The organism is Achromobacter spanius, assembly GCF_003994415.1.
Taxonomy (GTDB): domain Bacteria; phylum Pseudomonadota; class Gammaproteobacteria; order Burkholderiales; family Burkholderiaceae_B; genus Achromobacter; species Achromobacter spanius_C.
On the sequence record NZ_CP034689.1, the window covers coordinates 2,752,521 to 2,769,716 of the forward strand.

At 65.7% G+C, this 17,196-nt stretch carries 21 protein-coding genes; 3 read left to right on the forward strand and 18 right to left on the reverse strand.

Going from position 1 to position 17,196, the window contains the following annotated elements:
- Positions 1-7: 7 nt before the first annotated feature.
- The 11 genes from fliP to fliF all read right to left on the reverse strand — a co-directional run bounded on the left by fliP (position 8) and on the right by fliF (position 10,262).
- Positions 8-799: a flagellar type III secretion system pore protein FliP gene (gene fliP, locus ELS24_RS12695; protein WP_083447589.1), complete on the reverse strand. Its 792-nt coding sequence runs from the start codon at positions 797-799 to the stop codon at positions 8-10.
- Between the two features lie 27 nt (positions 800-826).
- Positions 827-1,150 (reverse strand): flagellar biosynthetic protein FliO, encoded by a 324-nt coding sequence (fliO, locus tag ELS24_RS12700; RefSeq protein WP_127184318.1) that lies wholly within the window; start codon positions 1,148-1,150, stop codon positions 827-829.
- A gap of 12 nt (positions 1,151-1,162) precedes the next feature.
- Entirely contained in the window at positions 1,163-1,720 is a 558-nt protein-coding gene (gene fliN / locus ELS24_RS12705) for a flagellar motor switch protein FliN (protein WP_050450304.1), read from the reverse strand.
- Positions 1,713-2,720: a flagellar motor switch protein FliM gene (gene fliM, locus ELS24_RS12710; protein ID WP_050450305.1), complete on the reverse strand. Its 1,008-nt coding sequence runs from the start codon at positions 2,718-2,720 to the stop codon at positions 1,713-1,715. Before fliM ends, fliN begins: the two co-directional genes overlap by 8 nt.
- A gap of 2 nt (positions 2,721-2,722) precedes the next feature.
- Positions 2,723-3,331 (reverse strand): flagellar basal body-associated FliL family protein, encoded by a 609-nt coding sequence (locus ELS24_RS12715; protein ID WP_050450306.1) that lies wholly within the window; start codon positions 3,329-3,331, stop codon positions 2,723-2,725.
- Between the two features lie 170 nt (positions 3,332-3,501).
- Positions 3,502-4,884, reverse strand: a complete 1,383-nt coding sequence (locus ELS24_RS12720) for a flagellar hook-length control protein FliK (protein WP_127184319.1) — start codon at positions 4,882-4,884, stop codon at positions 3,502-3,504.
- A gap of 24 nt (positions 4,885-4,908) precedes the next feature.
- Positions 4,909-5,358 carry a flagellar export protein FliJ gene (fliJ, locus tag ELS24_RS12725; protein WP_050450423.1) on the reverse strand — a complete coding sequence of 150 codons (450 nt, stop codon included), beginning with the start codon at positions 5,356-5,358 and terminating at the stop codon, positions 4,909-4,911.
- The gene (fliI, locus tag ELS24_RS12730; protein ID WP_050450424.1) at positions 5,351-6,850 is read right to left on the reverse strand and encodes a flagellar protein export ATPase FliI; all 1,500 of its coding nucleotides are present in this window, start codon (positions 6,848-6,850) and stop codon (positions 5,351-5,353) included. Before fliI ends, fliJ begins: the two co-directional genes overlap by 8 nt.
- Positions 6,847-7,590: a flagellar assembly protein FliH gene (gene fliH, locus ELS24_RS12735; protein WP_127184320.1), complete on the reverse strand. Its 744-nt coding sequence runs from the start codon at positions 7,588-7,590 to the stop codon at positions 6,847-6,849. The genes fliI and fliH overlap by 4 nt, the downstream gene beginning before the upstream one ends.
- A complete protein-coding gene (fliG, locus tag ELS24_RS12740) occupies positions 7,583-8,593 on the reverse strand; it encodes a flagellar motor switch protein FliG (RefSeq protein WP_127184321.1) in 1,011 nt (336 codons plus the stop codon). The genes fliH and fliG overlap by 8 nt, the downstream gene beginning before the upstream one ends.
- Positions 8,583-10,262 carry a flagellar basal-body MS-ring/collar protein FliF gene (gene fliF / locus ELS24_RS12745; protein ID WP_127184322.1) on the reverse strand — a complete coding sequence of 560 codons (1,680 nt, stop codon included), beginning with the start codon at positions 10,260-10,262 and terminating at the stop codon, positions 8,583-8,585. Before fliF ends, fliG begins: the two co-directional genes overlap by 11 nt.
- Positions 10,263-10,328: 66 nt before the next feature.
- Between fliF and ELS24_RS30920 the strand changes: the two genes are divergently transcribed.
- Together ELS24_RS30920 and fliE are read left to right on the forward strand one after the other, a co-directional pair.
- Complete coding sequence (locus ELS24_RS30920; RefSeq protein WP_157055552.1) at positions 10,329-10,505, forward strand: hypothetical protein; 177 nt, start codon at positions 10,329-10,331, stop codon at positions 10,503-10,505.
- 77 nt (positions 10,506-10,582) lie between these two features.
- Complete coding sequence (fliE, locus tag ELS24_RS12750; protein WP_050450428.1) at positions 10,583-10,915, forward strand: flagellar hook-basal body complex protein FliE; 333 nt, start codon at positions 10,583-10,585, stop codon at positions 10,913-10,915.
- Positions 10,916-11,001: 86 nt separating this feature from the next.
- Here fliE and ELS24_RS12755 read toward each other — a convergent pair whose 3' ends face one another.
- The 7 genes from ELS24_RS12755 to ELS24_RS12785 all read right to left on the reverse strand — a co-directional run bounded on the left by ELS24_RS12755 (position 11,002) and on the right by ELS24_RS12785 (position 16,277).
- Entirely contained in the window at positions 11,002-11,805 is an 804-nt protein-coding gene (locus tag ELS24_RS12755) for a flagellar brake protein (RefSeq protein WP_050450429.1), read from the reverse strand.
- An 11-nt stretch (positions 11,806-11,816) separates the two neighbouring features.
- A complete protein-coding gene (locus ELS24_RS12760; protein WP_050450430.1) occupies positions 11,817-12,170 on the reverse strand; it encodes an EscU/YscU/HrcU family type III secretion system export apparatus switch protein in 354 nt (117 codons plus the stop codon).
- Positions 12,170-13,516, reverse strand: coding sequence for a flagellar hook-length control protein FliK (locus ELS24_RS12765; RefSeq protein ID WP_127184323.1), 1,347 nt, complete (start codon positions 13,514-13,516; stop codon positions 12,170-12,172). The genes ELS24_RS12760 and ELS24_RS12765 overlap by 1 nt, the downstream gene beginning before the upstream one ends.
- Positions 13,513-13,866 (reverse strand): flagellar protein FliT, encoded by a 354-nt coding sequence (locus tag ELS24_RS12770; RefSeq protein WP_050446578.1) that lies wholly within the window; start codon positions 13,864-13,866, stop codon positions 13,513-13,515. Before ELS24_RS12770 ends, ELS24_RS12765 begins: the two co-directional genes overlap by 4 nt.
- Before the next feature lie 47 nt (positions 13,867-13,913).
- On the reverse strand, positions 13,914-14,342 hold the full coding sequence (gene fliS / locus ELS24_RS12775; RefSeq protein ID WP_050446577.1) for a flagellar export chaperone FliS: 429 nt from the start codon (positions 14,340-14,342) through the stop codon (positions 13,914-13,916).
- 28 nt (positions 14,343-14,370) lie between these two features.
- Entirely contained in the window at positions 14,371-15,756 is a 1,386-nt protein-coding gene (gene fliD, locus ELS24_RS12780) for a flagellar filament capping protein FliD (protein ID WP_127184324.1), read from the reverse strand.
- 143 nt (positions 15,757-15,899) lie between these two features.
- A complete protein-coding gene (locus tag ELS24_RS12785; RefSeq protein WP_050446575.1) occupies positions 15,900-16,277 on the reverse strand; it encodes a flagellar protein FlaG in 378 nt (125 codons plus the stop codon).
- Between the two features lie 142 nt (positions 16,278-16,419).
- On the opposite strand from ELS24_RS12785, the gene ELS24_RS12790 reads away from it, so the two are divergent.
- Positions 16,420-17,157 carry an IclR family transcriptional regulator gene (locus ELS24_RS12790; protein ID WP_050446574.1) on the forward strand — a complete coding sequence of 246 codons (738 nt, stop codon included), beginning with the start codon at positions 16,420-16,422 and terminating at the stop codon, positions 17,155-17,157.
- Positions 17,158-17,196 lie beyond the last annotated feature (39 nt).

Below are 17,196 nucleotides of genomic sequence, written 5' to 3' on the forward strand. Positions count from 1 at the left end.
TCCGGCGTTATTGGTAGAAGCTCTGGGCCAGGGAGCCCATCAGCAGGTTCCAGCCGTCGGCCAGCACGAACAGCATCAGCTTGAACGGCAGCGCCACGGTCACGGGCGGCACCATCATCATGCCCAGCGCCATCAGCACGCTGGCCACGACCAGGTCGATGATGAGGAAAGGAATGAAGATGGTGAAGCCGATCTGGAATGCGGTCTTCAATTCGCTGGTGATGAAGGCGGGCACCAGGATGCGCAGGGGCACTTGCGACGGATCTTCCAGCGCCGGCTGCTTGGCCAGGTTGGCGAACAGCGACAGATCGTTCTCGCGCGTCTGGTGCAGCATGAAGGTGCGCAGGGGGCCGGCGGCGCGTTCCACGGCGGTCTCGAATGGGATCGACCCTTCGGACAAGGGCTTGTAGGCGTCGGCGTAGATCTTGTCGAACACCGGCGACATCGTATAGAAGGTCAGGAACAGCGCCAGCCCGATCAGCACGTGGTTGGGCGGCGACATCGCCGTGCCCATGGCGCTGCGCAACAGGCCCAGCACGATGATGATGCGGGTAAAGCCCGTCATCATCAGCAAGGCGGCCGGCAGGAACGACAGCGACGTCATCAGCAGCATCGTCTGCATGCTGAGCGAGTACGTCTCGGAGCCGTTGGGGCCGGGGGTGGCGGTCAGGGCGGGCAGCGTGGCCTGGGCGACGACTCCGGCCGGAAAGAAGGCCAGGCCCAGCACCGCGGCGGCCGCCAGCAGGGGCAGGGCGCGCGGACGGGCGGGCAGGAGTGTCGTGCGAGAGAGAAAGCTCATGGGTGTCGCAAAGATGCGCGTGTCGCGCTAGCGGCGCTTGAGCGCCTGGCCCAGCTTGGCCGCGAAGGCCGCGGCGGGCAAGGGCGAACCCTCCGGCATCTGGCCGGCGGGCAGGGTGTGCAGGGTAGTGAGCTGGTTCGGGCCCACGCCCACCACCAGCCAGGTACTGTCGATTTCAACGACGACGATGCTTTGGCGCGCACCGACGGGCAGGCTGGCGATCTGCTTGAGCAGGTTGCCGCCGCCGCGTTGGGTCAGGCCGGCCCGCCGCGCCAGCCAGGCCGAAGCCAGGATGGCGGCCACCACCAGCACCAGGCCGATGACGACGCGCAGCAAGGCGGATTCAGTCATGGCGCCGGACTGCTAGCGGCGGTTGTTCAAGCGGTTGATCCGCTCGGACGGGGTGATGATGTCGGTCAGGCGGATGCCGTACTTGTCTTCGACGACCACGACTTCGCCTTGGGCGATGAGGTAGCCGTTGACGAAGATGTCCATCGGCTCGCCGGCCAGGCCGTCCAGCTCGACCACGGAACCCTGGCCCAGCTGGAGCAGGTTCTTGATGGTCAGGCGGGTGCGTCCCAGTTCAACCGTCAACTGGACGGGCACGTCCATGATCAGGTCGATATCGTTGCCGGAGCCGCTCGTGGCGCCAGCCAGCGGCTTGAACACCGACTGCGCCGCCGATTGTGCGGCGGGGGCGGTGGGAGCAGCGGGAGCAGCCGGCGCCGGCGCAGCCGGGGCAGGCGCCGCGGCCTCGGGCGGCGTGGAGGCGGTTTGTTCAGCCATCGCGGCCGCCCAGTCGTCCTGCGGCTTGAGGCCGTCGGCTTGGGTGGGCGGGGTGGCGCGGGATTGTTCGGCGAGCGCGTCGGCCCAGTCGTCGGCCGGGGACGAGCCGGTGCCAGGCTCGTTCTTGTCAGTCATGGTCGGGGGCCTCGTTTGAATCGGTATCGTAGGTAAACATGTTCTGTACGCGAAGCGCGTACTGGCCATTGAAAACGCCGTAGCCGCATTCCATCAGCGGCACGCCATCCACATGGGCAATGACGGTCTGGGGCACGTCCACGGGAAGGACGTCGCCCACCTTCAAATGCATCAGTTCGCGGATCGACGACGGGATGCGCGCGAACTCCGCCACCACGTCGATGTCGGCGCTGCGCACCTGGCGCGACAACTGCTGCGACCAGCGCTGGTCAACCTCTTCCATCGTGGTTTCTTGCAGCGGCCGCGTCAGCAGATCGCGCACCGGCTCAATCATGGAATAGGGCAGGCAGATGTTCAGGTCGCCGCCGGTCGCGCCGAATTCGATGTGGAACGAGGTGACGACCACCACTTCATTGTTGCCGGTGATGCTGGCGAACTTGGTGTGCATCTCCGAGCGCACGTACTCGAATTCGATGGGATAGACGGGGTCCCAGGATTTGCCGTAGCTTTCCAGCGTCAGGTTCAGCAGACGCCGGATGATGCGTTGTTCGGTCGTGGTGAAGTCCCGGCCTTCGACGCGTGTGTGGTAGCGGCCATCGCCGCCGAACAGGCTGTCGATGACCAGGAACACCAGGTTCGGGTCATAGGTGAACAGCGCCGTGCCGCGCAGGGGCTTCATCTGAATCATGTTCAGATTGCTGGGCACGGGCAGGTTGCGTTCAAAGTCCGCGTACTTCTGGATCTTGATCGAGCCGACGGTAATGTCGGCGCTGCGGCGCATGAAGTTCAACAGCACGTTGCGCATGTGGCGCGCAAAGCGCTCGTTGATGAGCTCCAGCGTCTGCATGCGACGGCGCACGACGCGCTCGGGCGAGCTCAGGTCGTAGGCGCGCGCGCCATCGTTTGCGTTCGCGGCCGCCGACTTGCTATCGCTCTCGCCGGTAACGCCGGCTAGCAGCGCATCGACTTCGTCCTGCGAAAGAAATGCCTCGTAGGCCATGCTTATTGCACCACGAACGCCGTGAACAGTACGTCGGTGACATACTGGCCATCAGGCAGCGGCGAGAACGGCTGGTTGACCGCGGTCTTGATCGCGTTGGCCATTTCGGTCTTGCCTTGCTGGGTCTGCACGCCGGTGGGCGATTGCGCCGACAGCACCATCAGAATGCGGCTGCGCACTTCAGGCATGTACTTTTCAAGCCGGGTGCGGGTCTGCTCGTCGCTGACGCGCAGCGTCAGGCCCACGTGCATGATGCGCTCGGTTTCGGCGTTCTGCAGCGTGACGGTGAACGCTTCGATCGGAACGAAGATCGGGGCGGGCACGGCGATGGGGCCCGCGGGCGGCGCCACAAACGTGGTCGGCGTGGCCTGGGGACCCTGGCCGGCTTGACCCGGTTGGCCGGGCTGGCCGCCGGGCACCTGGCCCACGCCCAACTGTACGGGGGCGCCCGCTTGCGGTTGCTGCATGCGTTGCGTGATGAACCAGGTTGCGCCGGCACTGGCGGCGGCAACAAGGAGCAAGACCAACAGGCCCAGCAGCAGGCGAAGAATGCCGATGCCGCCGGATTTCTTGGCGCCCGACGGCGCGGTTATGGGTTTGATAGTCGCCATCTCGGTTTCGATGCGTATTGAGCCGCTGGTGAAAACGGATTCTTAGTGGATGAAAGCATTCTGCCCCAAACTACGCCTCGGCTTGGAGGCGAAAAACAGGGCGAAAGCCGCGTATCTCAAGCTATTGCTGCACTGCCCGCGTCCGTTGCCAGGCGCGGGCGGCGCATTTGTCACGCAAAGGTGTCGACCAGTGCGTTGGCGTTGCGCGACACGGTCGCGGTGGGGGCCGCGTTGTCGGTCGACGCATCGGCAAGCGCCGACCCGTTGCCCGACTGGCGCTGCGATCCACCGTTGCCTTGCTGTTGCGCGAACTCCTGCTGCGCGGACTGTTCGCCCACGCTGGTCTGGCCCAGCGAAATGCCGGCTTGCGCCAAGGCCTGCTGCAATTGCGGCATTGCGGTTTCGATGGCTTGGCGCACGGAGGCATGCGCCGATACGAACGAGGCGCTGGCCACGCCGTCGGCAATGTTCAGGCTGACACGCAGGGGACCCAGGTCGGGCGGGTCCAGCCGCAATTCGGCGGTCTGCATGCCCTGGCGTGCGTTGGTGCTCATCATCACCACTTGCTGACCCAGCTCGGTGCCCCAATGCGTGCCGCCGACCGGGGTGGCGACCTGCATCACAAGCGGCACCGCCGGCGGAGCAAAGGCCGCCTGGTTCACGGCAGGGGCGGCCTGGCGTTGGGTCGCGGCGGCGATTGCCTGCGCCAGATGGTCCTGCGCCGTGGCGCCATGCTGAGGCGCCTGGAACTGCTGGGTGCTGCTGGTCAGGGCCGCGACCACTTCTTCTTCGGTGCGCGCGGGCAAGGTCGTGGTGGTGTGCTCGGGGTTGGCCTTGGTTTCGCGCGCAACGCGGGGTAGCGGCAGGTCGGCGGTGGCGCGCGGTGCGTCGGCCTTGACGGCCGGCTGAGCGGTCGGCGCGGCGGCGACGACCGGAGCCGCGGCGCTGCCCGGCTTGACAGCGGCGGTCAGCACGGGCTGCGCAACCTGGGCATCGCGCGCGGCAATGGCGGCGGCGACTTCCGCTTGCGCGGCGGTCACGGCGACCGGCGCGCGCGTGGTGGCGGGGGCGGCGACGTCGGCGGCGTTCAGCGCGGCGGTCAGCACGGCCGCGCTGCTGCCGAGTGCGGCAGCGGCGGCTTCGGCGGTGCCGCGCGCAAGCTGCACTTGTTCGGCGGCCTGCGCCGCGAGTTCAAGCGTTTGCTGCGGCAGGGCAGGCGCAGGTGGCTGCGCGGCGGCCACGGCCAGCGCGCCAGCCTCGGCGGAGGTCGCGGTGTTCACGGCGTCGTTGATGGCGCCGACGGCGGCGTCTTCAGCCTTGCCGACGGTATCGGTAGCGGCGTCAGCGGTCTTGCCAGGCATCTTGTCGGGCGTTTTGGCGCCATCATTTGCCGGACGCGAATCGGCCGACGGCTTCGGGCGTTGCTGGGCCAGCACGTCCGAGAAGCTCGGGCCTTTCTTGTTCGCGGGCGCGGGCTTGTTGGCGCCCAACGCATCGGCGATGGACGTTTTCGCAACCGGCGCGAGGGTGGGCAAAGGCAGGGGAGCGGTCATCTGGGGCTTCCTGTTAGGTATTGCTTAATGCATCCCGGCCTGGCGCTGGACCAGGCGGGCGGAATATTCATCGTTAGCGCGCTGTTCGCGACGGGATTCCACGACGGCCTGCGCGCGCATCTCGCGCTGCGCCAGGGCGTCATAGGAGCTGAGCTTGCGTTTTTCCTGCTGCCAGTACTGGCGGCCCTTGGCCAGGTTGTCGTCCGCTTGGCGCAGCACGGTCTGCTGCTGGCCGATGGCGTCGTCCAGGGTGCCGATGAAGCGCTGGTAGTTGTGGCAATCGCTGGCAGACATGCCGGTCGTCATGGCTTGTTGCAGGCGTTCCAGGTAGTCCTGGCGGTAATCGCTCAACATGCCAAGCTGGCGCTCGGCATTGGTGCGTTCGGCGCTGAGCCGGCCTAGCAGGCGCGCGGCTTCATCCGTGCTTTCCTTGGCCAGGTTGATCAACATGTCCAAGGGCAATTGGCTAGGCATAGGTATCCCTTAACTCGAAACTGGCGCGCAACTGGTTGACGGCGTCGTCGTAGCCGATGTTTTCGCCGATGTCTTGCTGCAAGTAGGCTTCCAGGCGCGGATAGCGCGCGATGGCTTCGTCCAGTTGCGGATCGTTGCCGGCCGCATAGGCGCCCACGGCGATCAGGTCGCGGTTGCGCTGGTAGCGCGACAGGTTCTGCTTGAAGCGGCGCACGATGGCGAACTGCTGTGGTGTGATCAGCGAGGTCATCGCGCGTGAAATCGATGCTTCGATATCGATGGCGGGGTAGTGCCCGGCCTCGGCCAGATGGCGCGACAGCACCACGTGGCCGTCCAGGATGGCGCGCGCCGAGTCGGCGATCGGGTCTTGCTGATCGTCGCCTTCGGCCAGCACCGTATAGAACGCGGTGATGGAACCGGCCTTGCCGGAAGGGCCGGGTGCGCCCATGCCGGCGCGTTCCACCAGCATCGGCAGCTTGGCGAACACCGAGGGCGGGTAGCCCTTGGTGGCCGGCGGTTCGCCGATGGCCAGCGCGATTTCACGTTGCGCCATGGCGAAACGGGTCAGCGAATCCATGATCAGCAGCACGTCTTGGCCCTGGTCACGGAAGTGCTCGGCCAGGCGGGTGGCGTAGGCCGCTCCCTGCAGGCGCAGCAGCGCGGACACGTCGGCGGGCGCCGCCACGACGACCGAACGAGCCAGGCCTTCAGGGCCCAGGTTGTGTTCGATGAATTCCTTGACTTCGCGGCCACGTTCACCGATCAGGCCCACGACAATCACATCGGCCTTGGTGTAGCGGGCCATCATGCCCAGCAGCACGGATTTACCCACGCCGGAACCGGCGAACAGGCCCATGCGCTGGCCTCGGCCCACGGTCAACAGCCCATTGATGGCGCGCACACCCGTGTCCAGCACGGTGTCGATGGGCGCGCGCGACAAGGGGTTGATGGGCAGCGCGGACAGCGGCGCCAGTTCGGCGCCCGTCAACGGACCCAGGCCATCCAGCGGGCGACCGGCGCCATCCAGCACCCGGCCCAGCAGGGCGTTGCCCACGGGCAGGTGGCGGCCCAGTTGCGGTTTGGCGTTGCCATTCAATTCAGCCTTGCGCGGCAGCGGAATCGCGCGTTGCACCGGCGGTTCTCCGGGCACGACGCGCGCGCCGGGCGGCAGGCCGGAAATGTCGGCCTGCGGCATCAGGTACAGCGTGTGGCCGTCAAAGCCCACCACTTCGGCGTCGGCCCAGTGGTCATGGCCGCGCGCGATTTCGATGCGGGCGGCGGCGCCCACGGGCAGGCGCAGGCCGGTGGCGTGCAGCACCAGGCCGGTGGCGCGCGTGATCTTGCCGCTGACCAGCCAGGGGTCGGTGGAGGCGGCGCGGATCGAACCGATCTGCAACTGCGTCTGCCAGCGTTCCAGCACGGGCACGGCCGGGCTGGACGCCGCGGGCGCGGGTGTCAGACCAGGTTGCGCCGGGGCCGGGTTGCCGCTCATGCCGGATCCTCCCAGGACGCGTTGCGGCCCAGCGAGGCCGCGACACGGCGCCAGCGGGTTTGCAGGGTGGCGTCGACGTCGCCAAAAGGCGTTTCGGCGCGGCAGCCGCCGCGCGCGATGGACTCATCGGCCAGCACGCGCCAGTGGCCTTCCTTGAGTTCGTCCGCCAGGTGCAGACGAATCAGTTCAACATCTTCGGGGTTGGCCCACAAGCGCATCTGGCCATGGGTCGACGGGTTGATGTGCAGCACGTCGCGCACCGCCGCGGCCACGGCCTCGGGTTGTTCGGACAGGGTGGTGCGCACGACCTGCTGCGCAATGTCCAGCGCCAGCGTCAGCAGGCTCTGGCCCATCTTTTCTTCCAGGGCGCCCACGGACGCCGCGCAAGCCTGCACCAATGCGTGCAAGCGCTGCGCTTCTTCCGCGCCTTGTTCGCGCGCCTGGGCCAGGCCTTCGGCGTAACCGGCTTCACGGCCCGCGGCGTAGCCCGCTTCGTGGCCTGCCTGCTGGCCGGCTTCGACGCCGGCCGCATGGCCTTGCGCGTAGCCTTCCTCGCGCCCTTCGGCCATGGCCTGGGCGCGCAACTGCGCCATCACCACGGCGGGGTCGGGGCCCGGATCGGGTTCCGGCTCGGGCTCCACTTCGACGGGCTCCGGCTCGTCGAACGACAGCATCTGCCAGCGCCGCCAGGCGGCACTGCGCGAGATGAGCGTCGTCGCGCCGTTGTCCGCTTCAGACATACGCGTCGTCTCCGGAATTGCCCAGCACGATCTGGCCGCTTTCGGCCAGGCGGCGAGCGATCTGCAGAATCTTCTTCTGTTCGGTTTCGACCTTCGACATGCGGATCGGGCCCTGGGCTTCCAGGTCCTCGCGCAGCATTTCGGCGGCGCGGCTGGACATGTTGCGCAGGAACTTGGCGCGCAGCTCTTCCTGGGCGCCCTTGAGCGCGACCATGAGCGTGTCGTTGTCGATTTCCTTGAGGATGAGCTGGATGGCGCGGTCTTCGACGTCGAGCAGGTTGTCGAACACGAACATCTCGTCGATGATCTTCTGCGCCAGGTCGTTGTCGCGTTCGCGCAGGCTGGCCACGACGGTTTCCTCGTCCGAGGAATTCATCATGTTCAGGATCTCGGCCGCGGTGCGCACGCCGCCCATCTTGCTGCGCTTGGCGTCCTGGCCGGCCAGCACGGAATTCAACACTTCGGTCAGTTCGGACAGGGCGGCCGGCTGCACGCCGCCGAACGTGGCGATGCGCAGCATGACGTCGTTGCGCAGGCGGTCGGTCAACAGTGCCAACACGCCGGCGGCGCGGTCGCGCTCCAGGTGCACCAGGATCGTGGCGATGATCTGCGGGTGTTCGTCGCCGATCAGTTCGGCCACGGTGTTGGGGTCCAGCCAGTTCAGCGCGTCGATGCCGCTGCCGCCGTCGCCGGCTTCCAGAATGTCTTCGATCAGGCCCGCAGCGCGATCGCTGCCCAGCGCCTTGGTCAGCACGCTGCGGATGTAGTCGTCCGAGCCCAGCGTGACGGCCATGAACTGGTCGGCTTCCTGGCGGAATTCTTCCAGTACCACGGCCACGTCGTTGCGCGTGACCTGCTTCAGGCTGGCCATCGCGCCGCCCACCTGCTGCACTTCACGGGCGCTCAGGTACTTGAAGACTTCGGCCGCGGCGTCCTCGCCCAGCGACATCATCAGGACGGCGCTGCGCGTCATGCCGTCCATCGGAGTGGAATCATTTTTCATCTTTGCTCATCCAGGTGCGCAGGACCATCGCGACGGCGCGCGGATCCTTGTTGGCCATCGTGCGGGCGCGTTCCAGGTTGTCTTCGTAACGGTTGACTTCCTTGGCGCGGGCCACGTCCTGGGCCTCGCGCACCGCTTCCTGACGCTCGGCTTCAGCCATTTCCGGATCCACCGGCGGGTACAGGTATTCGGTGACCGAGCGGCGCACCTTGCGGTACAGCCACAGAGCAAGCACCAGACCCACCAGCCACGCAAGAATGGTCTTGAACAGGGCGATCATTTCCGGGTCGCGCCACATCGGCAGCGGCGGCGGGCCATCGTTGAACTGGCTGTTGACCAGGTTCAGCGAATCACCACGCGATTCCGAATAACCCATGGCTTCGCGGACCAGGTTGGTCAGCTTGTTCAGTTCTTCGGGCGGCAGGGCCTGCGGCTCGCCGTCCTTGTCGCGCACGTAATTCACCACCACGGCGACCGACAGGCGCTTGACGTTGCCCACCGGCTGCTTGATGTGGCTGATGGTGCGGTCCACTTCATAGTTGGTGGTGGCGTCGCGGCGCTCGTTCAGGTTGGCGGTGGCCGCCTGGGTGCCGGTCTGCTGTTGTTGCTGTTGTTGCTGCTGCTGTTGCTGTTGTTGCTGGGCATTGGCCGGCGGCTGCGGCGGCTGCGCGGGCGGGTTCGTCAGCGGGGCCTGCGCATTGGGCGGCGCCTGGTTGGACAGCGCGCCGGGCACGCCTTGCGCGGGGTTCACGCCGCGCTGCGTGGAATCGCTGGTTTGCTGGCTGCGCACGGCGGCCTGGCCAGGTTCCTGGTTCGGGCGGTAGACCTCGGAGGTTTCTTCGCGGCGGGCGAAGTCGACGTCGGCGCTGGCTTGGGCGTGGACGTTGCCCGGGCCGACCAACGGGTTCAGGATGGTCAGGATGCGTTCGACAGTGCGCTGTTCCACTTCGCGCACAAAGCGCATCTGGTCGGCGTCCATGCCACGGCCTTCGCCTGCCGGGGCCGACAACAACCGGCCGTTCTGGTCCACGATGGACACGTTTTCAGCGGGCAACTCAGGCACGCTGGAGGCCACCAGCCACGAAATGGCCGACACTTGCGCGTCGCTCAGGCTGCGGCCGGGATACACGTTCAGCAGCACCGAGGCGGTGGGCGCCTGGCGTTCGCGCACGAACAGCGACTGGCGCGGCATGGCCAGGTGAACACGGGCGTGCTGCACCGTGTTCATGGCCTCGATCGAACGGGCCAGTTCGCCTTCCAGGCCACGCTGGTAGTTGATCTGTTCCGAGAATTGGCTGGCGCCGAAACGGGCGTTGTCCATCAGCTCGAAGCCGACGGAGCCGCCGCGCGGCAGGCCTTGTGAAGCCAATTGCAAACGGGCGTCGTAGACGCGGTCGGCCGGCACCAACAGCGCGGTGCCGTTTTCGTTGTAGCGGTACGGCACGTTCATGGAACCCAGGGCCGTCACGATGGCGCCGCCGTCGCGGTCATCCAGGTTCGAGAACAGCACCTTGTACTGGGGTTCGCTGCTCCACATCACGGTGGCGACGATCAGCGCGATGACGGCGGCAGCTGCGCCAAGCAAAATAGGCTTGGGCAGTGCGCGGACCTTTTCCAGCACAGGGAACTTCGCCAGCAGCGACGAACTCAGAGTGGCCTGCTGATTCATCGATGGCTCCCGCTGGCTACGCGGCGCAAGGAAAAAGTCTTCATGTCTTGGTGGGGCAGATTACACATGCAACGTGCTTCTGGTCTGGGGAGAGCCTGGATTATTGCCGTTCGCTCGACAATCCCAATCGATGAAAACAGCAGGTTTTTGGCGTTACTTATCCTCTATGTCGACGCAAGGGCGGTTGATGCGGCCCCGGTTGGCGGCATTCAAGGAAATGTCGGGTTTTTTGGCGGTTTTTAGCGGCTATGGGCGCGCGCGATCGGCGTTACGCTTTGCGGCAACATGGCGACATCGCCCCACCAGCAAGGAATCAGGTAATGGCTGTATCAGGCTTGAACGGCATCGAAAGCATGCTCCAGCAGATGCGCACCGTCGTGAGCAAGGCGGAAACCGGCAATCTCGCCGCGGGGGAAGCGGTCGGCCAGCCCGACGGTTTTGCCGCCGAGTTGCAGCGCTCGATCCGCCGCGTGACGGCGGCCCAGAACGCCTCGTCGGCACAGGCGAGGGCCTTTGAAATGGGCGCCCCCGATCTTGCGCTGAACGATGTGATCATCGACATGCAGAAAGCCAGTCTTGGCTTCCAGACGGCGGTGCAGGTGCGTAACAAGCTGGTTGCTGCCTACAAGGAAATATCGTCGATGGCCGTGTAAGGGCGTCGATCTGAAAAAGGCCTTTCCATGGGTTGGAAAGGCCTTTTTGCATTGGGGCTTTGCTTTGTTTTACAGCCGGCGTTGCCTTAATTGCGCTGCGCGCCTTTCTCCAGGCGCCACACCACTTTCTGCAGCCAGTTTTCCTGGCGCGCGTCCAGGTTCAGGAACACCGCGCCCAGGTGGCTCATCGGCGGTTCGCCGGTCAGCGACACGTGTCGGGGCACGGCGTCGTCGGGGCTGTCGGGTTGAATCATCGGCTGGCCGGAAATGGGATAGATATTGCGCACTTCCAGCGTGGCGCTGAGCTTGCCCAGCTCGCCAAAATCCAACTGCACGTCTTCCATCACCGTGCCACGTTCCGGCAATTCGGGCACGGCGAGCGCGGCCCGCAGCCCCACGCCGTCGACCGAAATATCGCGCACCGTGAACTGAAAAGGCTTGGTCTTGGGGTCGGGTTGCCAACTGGCCTGGCATTGGCCCGCGCCGGTGACCAGCGAGGCGCGAAACATCTTGCGCCGCTGGATGCGCGCCAGGCGATCAGGAAAGGGCGACATCAGCGCCGCGCTGCCGTCGTCGAAGTGAATGACTTCGGGACGCTGCACGCGAAAGCGGATCTGCACGCCGCCATAGGCGGTGGCATGGAAATGAAAGGTCGTGCCGCTCAACAGGCCCATGCTGTCGGACTGCTCGAAGTCGGCGCCGGCGTAGTCGCGTGGACGCCAGAAGAACTGGCGGGTTTGCTTGTCGGCGCCCAGCACCAGCACCGCCATCTCGCGGTCGGCGGCGTCGCGCACCAGGATGTGGCTGTCGGGGTGCGTCAGCTCAAAGAGGGCGGAGCGCATGTCTTCCGGCCGGGTCAGCAGGAATTCCGGGTCGCTGGCATCCAACACGATGGTGGTCCTTAGAGAGTGAGGTCAGGCGGCGCGGCCTGGGGAAGCTCGCGCGATTCCAGGCGATACAGCCAAGCCAGCAATTCTGCCACCGCTACGTACAGTTGGGGAGGAATATGTGCATCCAGGTCCACCTGCATGAGCAGGCCGACCAATTCGCGCGACTCGTGCACGTACAGACCGTTCTCTTCGGCGGCGCGCACGATGGTATCGGCCAGTTGACCGTAGCCCTTGGCCACGACGCGCGGCGCGCCGTCCTTGTCGTCATAGGAAATGGCGACGGCCGCGTTGCGGTTGGCGTTGGGGCCAGCGTTGGGGGCGCCGCTTTGGCCGCTGTCCGCAGAGGTTTGGGGGGCGTTGCTCATCAGAAATCGGTCGGGATGACAGGGCGCGGGTCGGTCACGCTGACGGCCAGATTGCTCAAAGTCAGGCCCGCGGCCAGAAGGCGCGAGCGCAGTTGGTCGGACGCATCATTGATTTCGCCGGCAGCCAGCGGCGCGACCAATTGCAATACGATCTGATCGCCCGCCAGGTTCAGGCGCGCATCCACCAGCCCCAGGCGGGGAAGGTCCAGCTTGAGCCGCGTGGCCCAGGTGGGTGTTGCCGAATCGGGGTCGCCGCCGTAAGGGTCGCGTTCCACTTCCCATTCCATCGGCGTGCCGGGCCAGGCTTCGCCTTGCCAGGTCAGCGATTGATTGGCCAGCACATCCAACTGCTGGCGCACCAACACGGTCAGGTCCTGGTGGATGCCGGCCACGGGCGTGCCGGGGGCGGGTGATCCGCTGCCCGACGCCGCCTCGGCGCCGCCGCCAGTGCGCGCGGTGGTCGGCGCGTCCGAACGGTTGCGCGCCGCCGTGGAATTTTGCTGGGCGGTGTCGCGGTTCAAGCGGGCCTGCGGCTCTTCCTGCAGGGCGGCCGGGTTGGTCCGGCCGAACACCATGTCGGTCAAATGCGATTCATAGAACAGGCCGCTGGTCTGCAGGGCTTGGCGTAGCGCCTGGCCCAACAGGCGCGCGGACGGGCCGCCGGCCGCCAGCGAGGCATGGGCGGCAGCGTCGGCGCCGCGTGCCGCATGGGCATCGGCCTGGCCAGCGGGCCGCGTCAGCTTGGCCGCGGCAGCAGCATCCGCGCTGGCGGTGGTGGCGGTGGCAGCAGGCAGTGTGGGGGGCAGGGCGGGCGCCGTGGCCGCGGGCTGTCCGGCGGCGGCTTGGCCGGGCGGCGTGCCCGGACCCGCAGCGGGCGCGGGCTGGGGCGAGGCTTGCGCGGGGGCTTGCCCGGGGGTTTGCCCAGCGCTGCCGCCATTGGCGTTCCAGAGCGGGGCGCGCCCCTGGACAGCGGGCGCGGCTTCGGGAAACTGGGCCAGCAAGGCAAGAATCGTCCGCGCGGTGGTGCCCAGCGTGGTCGGGGCGGATGCGGTGGTGTCGCTGCTGGTGACCAGCCCGCGCGCGGCCAGCGCCAGCGCGGCAGCCGTCTTGGCGTCGACAACGGCATTCTGGCGGTCGCCTCGGGCGCCGCCAGTCTGTATGCCTTGTCGGGGGTCGCGGGTGGAGCCGTCCGATGATCCGGGCTTTTCCGGGCCGCCGGGTTGGCTGACGGCATCTGGCCGTGCGCCCGACACCTGGTTGGCATTCGCGGCGGACATCGTCGTGCCAAGCACGGCGTCCAACCGCTGCACCAGGACGTTACCGAGTGCGGCGGGACCGACGCTCATTCTTCAGGCGCCTGATATCCGTAGGCCGACAGCAGGGTCTGCTGGCGCTTCATGCGTCCCAGCAGCTCGCCCAGCCGGGCCAACTGCGGGATAGCCAGGTCGCGCGTCAGCGCATCGTTTTCCAGAATCCGCACAAGCAGGTCATATTTCATGGCGCGGGCGGCTTCGTCCAGCGGCGCCGTCTGTTCCGTCTGGCGCAGGAGCTCGACGCGCTCGCAGTATTGCTGGCCATGGACCATGGCCAAATCCCAGTCGCCTGCCTTGGCGGCAGTCAGCATTTCCCCGGTGATGAAGGCGATCTCCTGGTAGTGCTCCAGGATGGCGGGAAGGGACTGGGTCAGGGACGTCATGGAAATCTCGGGCGTTCTCAGGCTGGCTAAAGGCATGGTTCGGGCCATTACGGCTCCATGCCGCCAGCCGGCCGGTCGATGGAAGTCTGCCAGGCTTCGGCCAGATCGGCCAGCAGCCGGTCGGCAATGTCAAGCTGCTCGACATCCGCTTTCAGGTTCGCTGTCAGCAGCGTACGGATGATGTAGTCGTAAAGCAAGGCGAGGTTGGCGGCGATATCGCCGCCGGCCTCCATGTTCAGCCCCGTTTTCAGGCCTTCATCGACGATTTTGATCGCTTTCGAGATGGCCGCCCCGCGCTCGGCGATGCGGCCTTCGTTCAAATGGATGCGCGCCTGCCCGATGGCCGCCCGCGCACCCAGGTAAAGCAGGGTGATCAGCCGCTCCGGGCTTGCGCCCAGGACTTGCGTTTCCAGGCCGATATCGGCGTAGGAACGAACAGAATAAGACCCTGAGGGCCGTCGGGCGGCATACGTCATTTAATGCATCTTCTATTAATTGAGTGAGTTACTTGGACTTGTTCATGGCCTCAAACTGCTGGGTCAGATAGCTGCCCGTGCTTTGCATCTGCATGTAGAAGGTGTCCAGCGCAACAAACTGCGTGCGCATCCGCTCGATTTCGGCATCGCTCGATGCCTTGGCGCGCGCCTTCTGCGCGTCCAATGCGGTGATCGACTTGGCCAGGCCGTCCTGGCGCGTCTTCAAGGAGCCGGTCGAACCCAGCACATCCTTGAGCGCCGCGTCGATATTCTTCGCCAGGCCGTTTTCACCCGTCAACAGCTTGGTGACGTCGGCGGGGTTTTCGGTCAGGGCCTTGGTCAGCTTGGTCGTGTCCAGCTTCAGTTCGCGGGCGGTGGCGTCGGTGGTGATGCCCAGATCAGCCAGCGAACGCAGCGTGCCGTCGCCCAGCACGCCTTGCAGCGCGCCGGACAACGCCGACTGGATCGAGCGCGTGGTGCCGTCGCCCGTCAGCGGTTGGTTGGTGGCCGCCGAAGCGTCAAACGCGGTCAGGTTCTTGATCGTGGTTTGCAGCGTCTTGTACTTGGTGACGAAGTCCTGCACCGCCTTGCTGGCCACCGAGGTATCGGCTTCCAGTTTCAGGGTGATGGGCTTGTCGGTTTCGGTCTTTTCGGCCAAGTTCAGCGTAATGCCGTCGATGGCGGTCGAAATGTTGTTCGAACCGCTCTTGACCGTGATGCCGTTGATGATGACTTCGGCGTCCTGCCCGGCGGTGGAGGTCATGCCGGAGGTCACGCCATTGGCATCCGTGCTGAACGTCAGGATGTCTTTCAGCGACTGGTCGCCGTTGACGGTGATGGACTTCACCGATGCTTCCGTGCCCGTTTCGCGCGAGGTCAGCATCAGGTAGTTGTTGCCATTGCCGTCGTTGATGACGGTGGCGCGCAAGCCGGTCTTGTCGTCGGCGTTGATGGCCTTGACGATGCCGTTCAAGGACGTATCGTCCTTCAGGTCGACCGTGCGCTTGGTGCCGTCGGCCAGTTCGATTTCGAAGGTGCCAGTCGTGCCGTTCTTGGCGGTGCGGTCGGCCACGGCCGACGATTGCAGGCTTTGCGCCCGCGCCAGGTTCTTCACTTCGATGGTGTATTCGCCAGCCACCGCGCCCTCGGCGGCCACCGTGGCCGTCAGGGCGGAACCGCCGGTGACGCTGCCCTTGATGGCACCCATGGTTTCAGCCTTGCCCAGCACGGCGGCCGACGACTTCAGGGCTTCCAACGCGCTTTGAAGCTGCGAGTAAGCGTCGATACGGGTTTGATAGCTTTCGGCGCGGGTCGTGTAGACCGAAAGCTTTTTCGTCTCGGCGTCTTGCAGGTCCGACAGGATCTTTTCCAGCGGCAAGCCGGACACGGACCCAAGGTTGGTGATAGAAGCCATGTGATTTCCTTCCTAGCGAAGCGATTCTGACAAAAATAGGGTGCCGGCGATTGGCCGGGTAAGGGCATAAGGCGGGCCTAATTCGGGGTTTCCCTCACGCATAGGCGCCAAAACAGCTGAAGAACACTGTTTTAAGGGTCAGGTCACGCAGTGGTTTTAATGCCGTTGCCTTGCATGTTCACGATCATTTTGGCGATTTTGAGTACCGTTTCGCTGGGGATCGTGCGAATGACGTCGCCCGATTCCGCATCTACGACCGACACCACCACCTGATGCACATTCGGGTCGATTTCGAACTGCAATTGCGTCGACCACGCCTTCATCTGGTCGTTGATTTCGTCCAGCGCCTTGTCCAACGGCAGCTTTTGCGAATCTGATTGATCCGACGTGGCGCTGTCGGAGGCGCCGCTGTTGGTCGCGGCTGCGGCCGGCGTCACATTCACGGCCGGTTCGGCCACGATGGGCGCCTGCACGGGCGCAGCGGGTGCGAACGTAGCGGGGGCTAGGGGGGTTACGGCCATGATCACTCCAGCGGCGATGTGGGCGTCTCGGAGGAACGCGCTGTTTTCAGGGTATTCTCAGCTACGATAACGGCAGCCCCGCAGGGAACTTTAGCCCCCGGCGAGGCAGGTGTTTTACGTGCTAATCAGTTTGGATCGGGCAATGAGTGTCAAGACGGCGCTGCGAGTCATCGAAATCATCGAAACCTTTGCCCGCGAGAAGCGCGCGCTGCCCTTGTCGGAGCTGGCGCGCCTGTTGGACGTGCCGGTTTCCAGTTGCCTGGCGCTGATCCGCACGCTGACGGGCCTGGGTTATTTGTATGAAACCGGCCGGCGCCAGGGCTACTACCCCACCGGCCGCCTGTTGGCCATGGCCCAGCGCATTGCGCGTGCCGACCCCGTTTTGGACCGCGTCTACCCCAGCCTGTCGGAATTGCGGGACGCTACCCGCGAAACGGTCGTGTTCGCCAAGCTGACGCAGGACGGGCGGGTGGTCTATCTGGATGTGCTGGATTCCCCACATACCATCCGATACGCGCCCGTTGCCGGCGAATTCAAGGATGTACACGCCAATTCGCTGGGAAAGGCGCTGGTGTCGCTGATGGATGCGCCCCAACGCCAGAGCCTGCTGTCCGACATGCCCATGACGCGCTACAACGAGCGCACCCTGGTCACGCCGCAAGCGCTGGAAGACGACCTGCAACGGTCGCGCCAGCGCGGTTGGTTCATGAACAGTGGAGAATCGATTGCCGACGTGGGCGCCATCGCCTGGCCCGTCACCTTGTCGGGCGAGCACTATGCGATTTCGGTGGGCGGCCCGATCTACCGGATCGAGCCGCAGCAAGAGGCCTATGCGCGCATTCTGCGGGCGGCATGCACCGCGCTGGAACAGCAGGCCTGAACTTGGCCCGGGCGGGCCTGCGCCGGCCTGAATCGCCGG

Bases quoted from the DNA above. Each gene is read 5' to 3' on its own strand.
- fliP (WP_083447589.1), bottom strand. From the start codon at position 799: ATGAGCTTTCTCTCTCGCACGACACTCCTGCCCGCCCGTCCGCGCGCC.
- fliO (WP_127184318.1), bottom strand. From the start codon at position 1,150: ATGACTGAATCCGCCTTGCTGCGCGTCGTCATCGGCCTGGTGCTGGTG.
- fliN (WP_050450304.1), bottom strand. From the start codon at position 1,720: ATGACTGACAAGAACGAGCCTGGCACCGGCTCGTCCCCGGCCGACGAC.
- fliM (WP_050450305.1), bottom strand. From the start codon at position 2,720: ATGGCCTACGAGGCATTTCTTTCGCAGGACGAAGTCGATGCGCTGCTA.
- ELS24_RS12715 (WP_050450306.1), bottom strand. From the start codon at position 3,331: ATGGCGACTATCAAACCCATAACCGCGCCGTCGGGCGCCAAGAAATCC.
- ELS24_RS12720 (WP_127184319.1), bottom strand. From the start codon at position 4,884: ATGACCGCTCCCCTGCCTTTGCCCACCCTCGCGCCGGTTGCGAAAACG.
- fliJ (WP_050450423.1), bottom strand. From the start codon at position 5,358: ATGCCTAGCCAATTGCCCTTGGACATGTTGATCAACCTGGCCAAGGAA.
- fliI (WP_050450424.1), bottom strand. From the start codon at position 6,850: ATGAGCGGCAACCCGGCCCCGGCGCAACCTGGTCTGACACCCGCGCCC.
- fliH (WP_127184320.1), bottom strand. From the start codon at position 7,590: ATGTCTGAAGCGGACAACGGCGCGACGACGCTCATCTCGCGCAGTGCC.
- fliG (WP_127184321.1), bottom strand. From the start codon at position 8,593: ATGAAAAATGATTCCACTCCGATGGACGGCATGACGCGCAGCGCCGTC.
- fliF (WP_127184322.1), bottom strand. From the start codon at position 10,262: ATGAATCAGCAGGCCACTCTGAGTTCGTCGCTGCTGGCGAAGTTCCCT.
- ELS24_RS30920 (WP_157055552.1), top strand. From the start codon at position 10,329: ATGCAACGTGCTTCTGGTCTGGGGAGAGCCTGGATTATTGCCGTTCGC.
- fliE (WP_050450428.1), top strand. From the start codon at position 10,583: ATGGCTGTATCAGGCTTGAACGGCATCGAAAGCATGCTCCAGCAGATG.
- ELS24_RS12760 (WP_050450430.1), bottom strand. From the start codon at position 12,170: ATGAGCAACGCCCCCCAAACCTCTGCGGACAGCGGCCAAAGCGGCGCC.
- ELS24_RS12765 (WP_127184323.1), bottom strand. From the start codon at position 13,516: ATGAGCGTCGGTCCCGCCGCACTCGGTAACGTCCTGGTGCAGCGGTTG.
- ELS24_RS12770 (WP_050446578.1), bottom strand. From the start codon at position 13,866: ATGACGTCCCTGACCCAGTCCCTTCCCGCCATCCTGGAGCACTACCAG.
- fliS (WP_050446577.1), bottom strand. From the start codon at position 14,342: ATGACGTATGCCGCCCGACGGCCCTCAGGGTCTTATTCTGTTCGTTCC.
- fliD (WP_127184324.1), bottom strand. From the start codon at position 15,756: ATGGCTTCTATCACCAACCTTGGGTCCGTGTCCGGCTTGCCGCTGGAA.
- ELS24_RS12785 (WP_050446575.1), bottom strand. From the start codon at position 16,277: ATGGCCGTAACCCCCCTAGCCCCCGCTACGTTCGCACCCGCTGCGCCC.
- ELS24_RS12790 (WP_050446574.1), top strand. From the start codon at position 16,420: ATGAGTGTCAAGACGGCGCTGCGAGTCATCGAAATCATCGAAACCTTT.